Raw genomic sequence first — 11,120 nt, 5'->3', positions numbered from 1 at the left:
TGAAATGGCCTTCCGTGTCAACCGGAAGGCCATTTTTTTTCCTTCGAGACGCCGTTGGCAATTCTCCGCCGCAGCCGGCGGGGAACGCACTCGCGATTGCGGTTCACAGCCACTTCCTGCGCCTGAAAAAGACAAGCATGCCTGCGATGATGATCAGGATGATGAACCACACAAACAGATATCCCCAGCGCCAGGTCAACTCGGGCATGTGGGTAAAGTTCATGCCGTAGATACCGGCGACGAAGGTGATCGGGATGAAGATCGTGGCAATGATGGTAAGCACCTTCATCACCTCGTTCATGCGGTTGCTGATGATGGACAGGTAGAGGTCCTGCATGCCGGACAGGATGTCGCGGAAGGACTCGATGGTATCGATGGTCTGGATGGTGTGATCGTACACGTCACGCATGAAAAGACGGGTAGCCGCACTGATAAAATCAACGTCGTCTTTGAGGAAATGCGCGATAATCTCCCGCAGTGGCCAAACCTGCTTTCTGAGGTAGATCAACTCCCGCCGGATGGTGTGGATATCCTCTAAAATCTTGGCATCGGGATGATCGTCGATGGCCTCTTCCAGACTTTCCAGCCGCTCACCCAGCCGTTCCAATATCACAAAATAGTTGTCTACAATAGCGTCGATGAGCGCGTATGCCAGATAATCGCTGCCACCGGTGCGGATCCTTCCTTTGCCTTTCCTGATCCGCTCCCGGACCGGCTCGAACACATCGCCGGTTGACTCTTGGAAAGAGAGCAGAACATTTTTTCCCAGAATCAGGCTGATCTGCTCCGAGGAAACACGGTTTTTTTTTGCATCATGGTGGAGCATTTTCATCACGACAAAGAGATAGTCGTCGAAGGCCTCGGCTTTAGGCCGCTGGGAAGTGTTCAGCACATCTTCCAGGGTCAACGGATGAAGGCTGAAATGCCGGCCGATATCCTCCATGACGCCGATGTCGTGAATGCCGTCGATATTGATCCAGGTGGTGGTCGCCGGCTTCAGGCGGGGCAATGCCGCTTCAACCCGGTCCAAGGATTTCTCCAGCAGCGTTTCGGCGTCATAGTGCAGCATGGAAAGACGGGTGTCGTCCGTTTTTTTTTCTCCCACGTGGATCAGGGTTCCGGGAGAGCTTCCGGCTTTCTTTGACGACTTCCGGGTGAATCGGGACATTGGCGATCCTTTTTTATTAACATGTCCGGAAACGACTTGTCAGACGGTTGAAAACATCCCAACATAGCGCAAAGCATAAAGGTAAATGGTTCGAATGACAATGCCGGAGTTTCTCAATCATGACTAATAGCCGACTATGAATACCCAAATGGACCGTGCTGCCTGTGATCGTGCCAGACTGGCCCGGGACCCGCGCTTTGACGGCCTTTTTTTCATTGGCGTGAAGAGCACGGGCATCTATTGCCGGCCTATCTGCCCGGCCCGGTCACCCCGGCCGGAAAACATCGTTTACTATCCCACGGCAGCCGCAGCCGCATCGGCCGGCCTGCGCCCATGCCTGCGCTGCCGGCCCGAGACGGCCCCTGATACACCGGCCTGGAACGGCACATCCGCCACGGTTGCCAGGGCCATGCATTTGATTCGCCAAGGCGCACTCGACGATGGTTCCGTGGAAAGTCTGGCCGCACGGCTGGGTGTCGGCGCCAGGCACTTGCGCCGTCTGTTCCGGCAGCACATCGGGGCCGCACCCAAGGCCATTGCGGACAACCAGCGCCTGCTGTTTGCCAAACGGCTGGTGGTGGAGACGGACATGTCCATCACCCAGGCTGCCCTGGCCGCCGGCTACGGCAGCCTCCGGCGCTTCAATGCCGCTTTTCGCAAGCACCTCGGCCGCACGCCGTCTCAGCTTCGAGCGAGTCGTCCGCAGACAGGCCCGCGGTCCGGCTACGGATTCAGCTGCACCCTGACGATGCCCTACCGGCCGCCATACGATTGGGACCGGATGCTGGCCTTTTTCCAGGGAAGGGCGATTTCCGGCGTGGAGTGGGTGGGCGGCGGACGCTACCACCGAACCATCCGGTTGTCCTCCACCCGGGGAACCATCATTGTGGGACACGCTAAAAAAGGCCACGCCCTGGAACTCGATGCCTGCTTGACGGACAGCCGGGAGTTGATCAGGGTCGTTGCGCGCGTAAAGCGCATGTTCGACCTGGATGCCAATCCCAGGGCCATTCACCAGACCCTGATCCAAGACCCCTTGTTGGCCCAACGGATCCGTAAAACACCGGGCCTGCGTCTGCCCGGATCATGGGATCCCTTCGAAACGGCGGTGCGGGCGGTGGTGGGCCAGCAGATTTCGGTAAAGGGCGCCGTCACCCAACTCGGTCGTATCGCCCGCCTGGTCGGCGTCCCGTATGACGGAGATGGCGGGCCTCATTTGACGCGGTTCTTTCCCGATGCCGCCGAGATGGTGGCAGCCGAAATGGCAGCCATCGGCATGCCCCAGAAGAGAAAAAAGACGCTTCGAGAAATTGCTCAGCACATCCTTTCGGGATCGCTGCGACTGGACTCGGCCGAAGAATTATCCCGCTTCGTCGATACCATGACAGCCATACCGGGAATTGGAGATTGGACGGCGAACTATGTGGCCATGCGCGCCCTGGGAGAGCCCGACGCCTTCCCCGCCTCGGACCTGGGCATCGTGAAGGCCCTCCAGCTGGGGGACACCCGGCCGACAGTCAAGCAGGTGACGAAGCGTGCCGAAGCGTGGCGCCCTTGGCGGGCTTACGCAGCCATTTACCTGTGGTTGGGATAGGAGGCGCAATGATCTATGATTATGTTCACACCGATCTGGCCGGCACCCTGGTTCTGGCCGGAGACGAGAATGGGCTGCGGCACCTGAATTTCGTCGGTGGAAAACATCCGGTAGCCATCCAGGGGAATTGGCAACGGGATGCGGCCCATTTCACCCCGGTTAAAACCCAGCTTGCCGCTTATTTTGCAGGCGAACGAAAATCCTTCGACGTCGATCTGTGCCCGGAAGGCACGCCCTTTCAAATGGCGGTCTGGTCGGCCCTGTTGAAAATACCTTATGGCAAGGTGGTCTCCTACGAGTGGATTGCGCGGCATATTGGCAGACCCGGTGCCGTGCGAGCCGTGGGTGCCGCCAACGGACGCAATCCCATCTCGATCATTATTCCCTGCCATCGGGTCATTGGAAAAAATGGCAACCTGACCGGCTACGGCGGCGGGCTTGACCTCAAACAGCGGTTGATTCAACTGGAGAACCCGAACGTCCTTTCGGGTTAATAAGGATCAGGGAGTTTGCTCGAACAACAGATGAATGGCATCGGGGGATTTGAAATCCACTTTGTACCCCGGACCGATGACACCTTTGGCAGTCAGCATGATTTCTTTTTTTTTGACGGTGACGCCCTTTCGACCCTCCATGAGAAGATAGGTGCCATTGGAGCTTTGATCGGTGAGATAATACTTCCCATCCTTGTACTCGACCAATGCGTGCGTCCGGGATACCCGGTTGTTCACCACCTGGATGTCATTGCTCTTCTGGCGACCGATTTCCACTCGGGTGTTGGTTTCGTTTACAAGGACCACCACCTTGCCGTACTTTAGGATCAGGCAGGATCGCGACCGCTTTTTGGGCCTCGACGAGGATGTTTTGAGGGCTTTTGCCTTCAAGCCGTAAAAGCGCAGGAAGTCCCCACACTTCCCACAGGGGATTTGAGGCTTTGGTCCTTTGACGTTGGCCTCGTCAATCGTGTTTTTAAAACCACACTCCTCACAATAGATGATCATCATCGACTATCCGTGGCTCCGGGTGCGAGGAACCCTTACTCAGATTAACGCGTTTTCACAATGAACGGTAAACTGCTCTATATCAACCCAAAACCCCTCAATAATCAAGTCTTTTTCACCCCTCGCCAGCTTCTCATGCGGGAACAGGAGGCTGCCGCGTGAGACGGCCGCGTGGTGGCCTGCCGACAAATCAATCGTCCAGGAACTTGTTCTCCTTGAAGGCCAGCCCTTTTCCCGGCAAGGCCATCAGCGTCGAGGTGCCGTGTGCAACCAGGTTTCCGTCGGCATCCGACACACCGGCCTCGGCATAGCTCAGCGACCGGCCGGCACGGATGCAGCGACCGGTGGCGGTAAGCATGCCTTCCCCCGCCGGTTTCAGATAATTGAGCTTCAGGTCGATATTGACCAATCCGTCATCGCCGGGCAGCCTGAGATACGCTGCCCAGAACGTAGCCGTGTCGATGAGCGTCGCCAACACCCCGCCATGGACAATTCCGTATGGCTGAAAATGGCAGGTGTCGATTTTCAGTGAAACCACCGCATGGTCGAATGCGATCGCAATGAGCTGCATCCGCATATGCGTGGGAAAGGGGCTGGAATTGACGACGTCGATCAACGCACCAATGTAGGCCGGATTGGGGCTGAGCATAACCATCTCCATGCTAACAGGTCACGCAGACACCGTTTAATTGGACGGTTCCTTGTCAGGCGTTGATCCGGGACTCAGCGCACCAATGGTCTCGGCTGCATCTTCGGCCTTGGCCTTGGCTTTGATCGCCTGTCTATGCGCCTTTTCGACGCCGGATTCGGCATCCTTGATTTCCGCTTTGAGTTCCTCACGGGCATCCAGGGGCACCGCACCGGAAACGCCTTTATTTTCCAAGGCGTCGAGCCGGCGGTTGAGCCTTTCAAGGGCTGTCTGCTTTTCGGCTGCTGCCTTTTCAGCATCCGCGGCTTTTTTACGCGCCGCCTCCAGATCATCGGTCGCCCGGGCAATCTGGGCGGCCAGCCCCTCTTCGGGGGCCGCATCCAGATCGATGTCCTCGGCGGCCATGACCACCGCAGAAACCGGCAACCGGGGCAGGGAACGCTCGAATGATTTACCGGCGGGGTCGAGTATGCGGTTCTGCTGGATCTTCAGGGGCAGAAAAACAAAAGCCGCATCGGCCGACTGCTGGACAATCGTGTCGGCATCAAATTCCTCGACGATTTCGGCGGCCGCATCGATGCGGATGTCTTCCATCCTTTTAACTAATTTCTTTTTTTCAATTTCAATCTGCGTGCCATCCCCCTGCGTCAGAACGCGCAGCGTGGCTTTGTCCCATGGTTCGTTGCGGGTCATCAGATGCGCCAGCAGCAGCATCAGGCGACTGGTGGCATTGCCCTGCCACCACACATCGATCCGACGCCCTTCCATCGGTTGGGCTTCAAGCCGCTCCCAGGATTCCTGATCCAGGCGCAAGACCACCAGATTTTTTCCCTGTCGGAAAATCAGCCTGAGGTGTTTCACGTAGTTATAGGCGCCGATGCCGAAAATGGCTTTTGCCGAGTCTCCCATCCAGTTGAGGACCACCGTATTCGGGCGCAGCGGACCGATGCCCGAACTCTGGATGAGAACTCCCATGGCCTGGGTGAAATCCGGCGCACTGACGGTAAGGGGAAACATGGCGTGGTGGCCGGAGGCAATGGCCTCGGCCAGCGCCCGGTGGGCTGATTCCTGCGCTTTTTTGGCCGCCATTCCTTCACCTTCGATGATCTGTACCGCCTCGGTAAAGCCCGTGCCGCCTTCGATCCAGGCTGCAAACATCAGCAGCGGGACACGACGATTCGTTTCCTGGGTGAAGACAAGCAGTTGAGGGCGCCAGTCGCGGGCGTGCTCAGGCGCCTCTCCGGCGGCAAGCAGATGCTGGCGCACGCGTTGTAAATGATGGGATCGGGCGCTGTCGGCCCACCGGGCCGGGCCGGCGGTTCGCTTGAGATACTGGTGTACGGCCAACAGCAGGGCGATGGCCGCTGCCCCGCTCTTGAGGTCGATGGCCAGCATGGCGCCGAAACAAATGATAAAACCCGCCAAACTCAGCGGTGGGGAGAACCATTTGAAGCGCGGTCGAAAAGAGGGGCTTTGGGTTCTGGCCTCGAAAAAGGTGGCATAGTTGAGCAGCCCGTATGAAATCAGAAAAAACATGGAAACCACACTGGCCACCAGGTTCAACTGCCCCAAGGCAATGGTGACAAAGGCAATGCCGGCAGAGAGCAGCACACCCCGTCGGGGGTTGCCCGACGGTTCACTGACCGTGGCAAAGGGTGTCAGCACGGAAAAAATCCGGTCGGCAGACAAAGACTGCAGGATTCGCGGCGCCCCCATGAAGGACGCCATGGCCGAGGAGAGGGTCGCGGCAATCACTCCGGCGTCGATGAAAAACCCCACTGCGGAAACGGTTTTCATGGCAGTGTAATTCGAAGACAGGACCTGGTTGGGCAGAGCTCCCGCAAACAGGATGGCCACGGCGAAATAGACCAAAATAGAGATTCCCACGGCCATAAAGGTTCCTGAAGGAATGCTTTTCCCCGGGTCTGCCAGGTCCCCGGACATGCTTACGCCCTGGGTGAAGCCGGTGACGGCGGGAAAAAAGATGGCAAAGAGAATCCAGAAGGAGGCGCCATTTTCCGGTGCCGCCCAGTTGGCGGTGATCAGCGCCGAGTCCCAGCTACGGATGCCGCCGATAAAAAAAGAGACCAGTGCAGCGATCAGCAGGGCCATGACCACAAACTGGAAACGGGTGGCCCAATCCGCACCCAACCATACAAAAATAAAAAGAAACGCCACGGCACTGGCAGCAATCAGTTGAACGGTCAACGGATGCACGTGAGGAAAAAAGGCGGCCACCGCCTCGGCGAAACCAATGCAGTAGAAAGCGATGGATACGCTTTGCGCCAGAAAAAGCACCAAGCCGATGGAACCACCGAATTCCAGGCCCAGTGTGCGCGAAATCAGGTAGTAATCACCGCCGCCCTTCACCTTGAGATTGGTGGCCACGGCGGACAGGGAAATACTGGTGAGCACGCTGATGGCGTTGGCCAGGGCGATAATGACCAGACCTCGGGCCAATCCGACGCTACCAATCACATACCCGAGCCTTAAAAAAAGAATGATCCCCAATATGGTCAATACGCTGGGGGTGAACACCCCGGCGAACGTGCCCAGTCGACCGGCAGCAGGGGGGGTATCTGTTGATGATGGTTTATTCATGGATGGCGATCGCTTTCAATGGTCAATGAATCCGACGACCGTTTGGCATTGGTGCAAATGTTTTCTGAACGGCAACAACCCTCCGGCATCATAAGAGCTTTACGGAAGAAGGTCAAATATATTGCCGTGGCCTCCGGGCAGAGAAGACAAGTGCGCCATGATGGCCGACCCAACTGCCGAATCTGATCCGCGATCGCGAGCGCATTGCCTGCCGCTTGTCGAAGCGATGCGGATACCCCGTCATCGGGGTCGAAGCCAAGCACAGATACCGAGAACCGATGCGTCGGGGTTGACGAGCGACCAGAAGATCTATTTTCAACCTGACGGTGCGTCGGTATAAAAGGGTTAAGTTTCCGGCAAAAAAGCCGAAGGTAATGAGTGACACTCAGCGCCAAAGGAATGGTACCATCATGAGATCGTTCATTACCAAAGGCAGGCTCATCGCGGCAACCGTCATCCTCATTCTTCTGGTTGTCGGCTTTCTGGCCGGTGCCCAGCATGGCTATGACCTGGGATATCTCGACGGTGAAAACAAGGCCAACGGCTGGTGGATCGACAAAAAAACCCACTATTACGAATCTTCCGAAATCAGAAAAAAGCGAATCAACCTCAAACACAATAATGTTTGAAGCCATCTTGGCTTCACGGCAACTGAATGCAACATCGGCCAAAGCAGCTCCGGGCGCGACGCCTTAGCCGCGCAAAAAATTGCCCACGCGTGTGCAATTTTCGTAACCGCTTTGCCTGAAGGCACACCGATAAATTTAATAGGCCATTTATTTCAAATGGTTATAGTATAGGCACGTTGTTTGCTGAAATATGTAGGTTCGGTTTCCAAATGAAGGGGCGCCATCCCTTCTTTACCGATTGTTCCCTCACGGCAAGTAACTATTGCGACGATAGCGTGTCTTGACGACATGAATTTCCAGCTGAATTGAGCGTCCCCGTAGCGAATTTCATTGGTGCGCTGATTGCCTCTTTCTGGCCTTCTCTTCTCCGACACGCAGCAACCACAAACTAAAGCGATCCCTTTGGCCGCCGGGTCACGACCGTGGCCCGAAGAAGCTGGTGCCCTGCCGGAAGTGTCTATACACGACAGGCTGTTCAACCGCACCCGGAAAAATACAACCCCTCAGACAAAAGGAGGTGATGCCGGCAAACAGATCCCGTGTCAAACTTGGTTACTGCTTAGATCCCCAACGCAACAACCGATCGAGAGGGAGGAACGCCAATGAAAAGATCAATCCAAACCACTGCCACCGTCCTTATCCTGATAACCTGTTTTGCCGCCCTGGCATGGGCTGAAGGCGCCACGAAAGAAGAGGTCATCGCCAAATGCGAAGAGGCAGCCAAACTCGTTCAGGAGAAGGGTGTGGAGACAGCCGGCCAGACCATTGGAGACAAGGCGGGGCCGTTTGTCTGGAAAGACACCTATGTGTTTCTGATGGATCTGGACGGTAAAATGCTTGCCCATCCCATCAAGCCGGAGCTAACCGAGAGAGCTGACATTCTCGAGGTAAAAGATACCGACGGCAAGCCCCTGTTCGTGGAGTTCGTCGAGGTAGCCGGTAAAAATGGCGCAGGCTGGGTAGACTATATGTGGCCCAAACCGGGCGAGGAAAAGCCGGTGGCCAAGAGCAGCTACATCTATCGCGTTGAAGGCACCCCTTACTTTGTCGGGGCTGGGATTTACAAATAGCCGACGGATAGGGGAAACACTTAGCTTGGGTGAGAGCCAGCGCAGAAAACTTGCGCTGGCTCCTTCAAGAACGTGTCATCAAAAGAAAGATCAGGGGACGAGGAATCAACGGCCTGTTCGTCAGTTCCCGTTGACCGTCTTCCTCAGCTTTCCGGAGCACTTGAACGTCACCACCCGCCGAGCCGGAAGGATGGCATCCTCACCGGTAGCCGGATTCCGGCCTTTCCGCGCATTTTTCTTCTTCACACAAAATTTTCCGAACCCACTGACCAGGACATCTTCACCGGAAGCCAGCGAGGATTTAATCAATTCAAGAAGCGCTTCAACGGTTTCTACAGATTGGTTCTTGGAAAAGCCGAGTTGATGGTAAACCTGTTCCACGATGTCATGTTTCGTCAGTGCCATGTGTGAATCTCCATCTGTTGGTGGGGTGAATCCACGTTCGCAAAATTTCCTATTCTTGTCAAGGGGTTGGTGTTTTCTGAAGGGATCTAAATACTGCAACGGAGGACTCCTGGCGGGAGGCTTGGCAGGAAGCCTGTCATGGTGCGCCGTTGTTCGGCAAAATAGTTGGGCGGGCATTGGACCGCCTGGATCCGTCAGCCACCCCTTACTTGATTGACCCAAGGGTCAACTCGCCGGCGGGCCTTTTTGGCGCTCGGCGCTGCCGGCCATTTGGTTGGCCAACGCCTGAAATCGTCTGGCCTCGTTCTCGTTGCCCTTGGTTTGGTAGATCCGGCTGACCTTGGCAAAGTACACCGTGGCTTTCTCAGGCCGTTCCTGGGCCAATGAGAGATAGAGTTCCAACACAGCGGTGTCGTGCACACCCGCAGCAAAGGAGAGATCGGCAAGCTTTTCCTTAATATGCGGATCGATGCGGCGATGACAGCTGTCGCAGTGCACCATGATCTCCTGGTACATACGGCGGGCATGATCCAATTCATTCAAGGCCTCGTGGGTTCTGGCCAACGCACCTGCAATGGATTCGTCCCAGCCATAGGTCGCTAAGAAATCACGATAGAACGTTTTGGCGACGTCGAAGTGGCCGGCCTGAAATAAAGTTTCGCCTTTGAGGACAAATACGGGCAGAGACGCCGCCAACTCGCCGGGGATCGAGGCCAGCAGTGCGTCGGCCTGGTCGAAGGCTCCTTGTTCCCAGTAAATTTCGCATAAGATCTGATAGGCCGGCAAGGTGTCCGGGTGGTGTTGCAGCAGCGTCTCCAGCAGATGCCGGGCCTGCTCGAGCCGGTTGAGTTGCAGGCAGGCCGTCGCCAGTTCCAGGGGGATATAACTGTCCGCCGCATTCCGGGCCTCCAGGGCACGGGCGAGGTAGTCTGCAGCAGTCTCGAAATCGCCGTTGTTCAGGGCGAGGTAGCCGGTTTTAAAATCAGAACCATACCCCAGATAGGCCCGCCGCACCGAATCGGGCAGCGTGCCGCACAAGGCCCTGAAGGCTTCATCCGGAGACGGAACATCCGCGCTACCTTCTTCGGGTTCCCCATCACTCTCCGGTGCTGAAAGCGTCTGGCGACGCTCAACGGCAAGCGTCGCCTCGATCTCCCGGCGTTGCTGGGCCAGGGTCTCTTTTAAGGGATCATCGCCGGTCAACGCCAGCGCCAGTTCCAGCAACTCCAATGCTTCTTTGAAATCGCCGATCGCGGCAAGATCCGACGCATTGCGGTGGTGTTCGCGGGCCAATGCCTCCCTGGAGGCCGAGACCTTCTCTTCAATCCGATCCAGCGTGACCTGATCCTGGACAGTGGCGGCTTCCAGTTTCCGTTGAGCACGTTCATATTCCAGTTTTGCCGCGCCCCAAAACCCGGCTGCGCCCAGTGCATCCCCTTTTTGTTCGAGGCGCTCTGCAGATGGACCCGAAAACAGGTTGAACCATGCCATTGCCATTCTCCTTCGCATCCGGCCTAACGCTTAATCAACCAGCCAGAAAAAACGACGTTGTCGATATCCTGGCAACAATAATTGACGAAGAGGCCTGACCGTGGGCCACGGTTAAGCCAGCTGCCGTGGAAGTTGGTCATTTCTACCATAAAATAAAAGGACAAAAAAGAGACAAGGCCCTAAACAGGGCCTTGCCAAGAGGGAGGAAGGAGGAACGTTTTACCGTTGCATGGTTAGTTAGCATTTCCCGTGCCGCTTTCTACAGTATTTATTTTCACTATTAAATTCGGTGCCTTTTATGTTCTGTGGGGCACTGAGGCACCGAGGGGGTGTCAATGTCTTGACGCCCGGTGGCGGCCGGAGTGTCAATTATAATCGATGTGACCCTTGACACAACAGCATCTTCTGTCGATTGAAATGCACGCCACGGCCAAGGGTAATGCCGACGCCAACGATCACGCCAGAAGATACTGATGAAATCATCAACGTAGCAAAGGCGATAACCTTTATTA

At 56.2% G+C, this 11,120-nt stretch carries 10 protein-coding genes; 3 read left to right on the top strand and 7 right to left on the bottom strand.

The annotated features are described in order from the left end of the window. Window positions 1–103 precede the first annotated feature (103 nt). Window positions 104–1,168, bottom strand: a complete 1,065-nt coding sequence (gene corA / locus ABYV26_RS12180; RefSeq protein WP_372681346.1) for a magnesium/cobalt transporter CorA — start codon at window positions 1,166–1,168, stop codon at window positions 104–106. 148 nt (window positions 1,169–1,316) lie between these two features. Here corA and ABYV26_RS12175 point away from each other — a divergent pair, with 148 nt between their 5' ends. Next, window positions 1,317–2,762, top strand: a complete 1,446-nt coding sequence (locus tag ABYV26_RS12175; RefSeq protein ID WP_372681344.1) for an AlkA N-terminal domain-containing protein — start codon at window positions 1,317–1,319, stop codon at window positions 2,760–2,762. 8 nt (window positions 2,763–2,770) lie between these two features. After that, window positions 2,771–3,256: a methylated-DNA--[protein]-cysteine S-methyltransferase gene (locus tag ABYV26_RS12170; protein ID WP_372681342.1), complete on the top strand. Its 486-nt coding sequence runs from the start codon at window positions 2,771–2,773 to the stop codon at window positions 3,254–3,256. A gap of 6 nt (window positions 3,257–3,262) precedes the next feature. Here the strand turns inward: ABYV26_RS12170 and ABYV26_RS12165 are convergent, their stop codons facing one another. From ABYV26_RS12165 to ABYV26_RS12150, 4 genes are all read right to left on the bottom strand, one after another. Then, on the bottom strand, window positions 3,263–3,766 hold the full coding sequence (locus ABYV26_RS12165; protein ID WP_372681340.1) for an FHA domain-containing protein: 504 nt from the start codon (window positions 3,764–3,766) through the stop codon (window positions 3,263–3,265). 187 nt (window positions 3,767–3,953) lie between these two features. Beyond that, entirely contained in the window at window positions 3,954–4,412 is a 459-nt protein-coding gene (locus ABYV26_RS12160) for a PaaI family thioesterase (protein ID WP_372681338.1), read from the bottom strand. A 36-nt stretch (window positions 4,413–4,448) separates the two neighbouring features. Beyond that, a complete protein-coding gene (locus tag ABYV26_RS12155) occupies window positions 4,449–7,013 on the bottom strand; it encodes an amino acid permease (protein WP_372681336.1) in 2,565 nt (854 codons plus the stop codon). Then, window positions 7,010–7,684, bottom strand: a complete 675-nt coding sequence (locus ABYV26_RS12150) for a hypothetical protein (RefSeq protein ID WP_372681334.1) — start codon at window positions 7,682–7,684, stop codon at window positions 7,010–7,012. Before ABYV26_RS12150 ends, ABYV26_RS12155 begins: the two co-directional genes overlap by 4 nt. A 560-nt stretch (window positions 7,685–8,244) precedes the next feature. Between ABYV26_RS12150 and ABYV26_RS12145 the strand changes: the two genes are divergently transcribed. Next, window positions 8,245–8,712, top strand: a complete 468-nt coding sequence (locus tag ABYV26_RS12145) for a cache domain-containing protein (protein ID WP_372681332.1) — start codon at window positions 8,245–8,247, stop codon at window positions 8,710–8,712. Between the two features lie 120 nt (window positions 8,713–8,832). Here ABYV26_RS12145 and ABYV26_RS12140 read toward each other — a convergent pair whose 3' ends face one another. Then, complete coding sequence (locus ABYV26_RS12140) at window positions 8,833–9,117, bottom strand: integration host factor subunit alpha (protein ID WP_372681330.1); 285 nt, start codon at window positions 9,115–9,117, stop codon at window positions 8,833–8,835. Window positions 9,118–9,342: 225 nt separating this feature from the next. Further along, a complete protein-coding gene (locus ABYV26_RS12135; RefSeq protein WP_372681328.1) occupies window positions 9,343–10,608 on the bottom strand; it encodes a tetratricopeptide repeat protein in 1,266 nt (421 codons plus the stop codon). Between the last annotated feature and the right edge of the window lie 512 nt (window positions 10,609–11,120).

Origin of the sequence: Desulfosarcina sp. (assembly GCF_041551955.1) — a bacterium.
Classification (GTDB): domain Bacteria; phylum Desulfobacterota; class Desulfobacteria; order Desulfobacterales; family Desulfosarcinaceae; genus Desulfosarcina.
The sequence above is the reverse complement of the archived record's forward strand: the minus strand, read 5'-3'. Positions and strand labels throughout refer to the sequence as shown.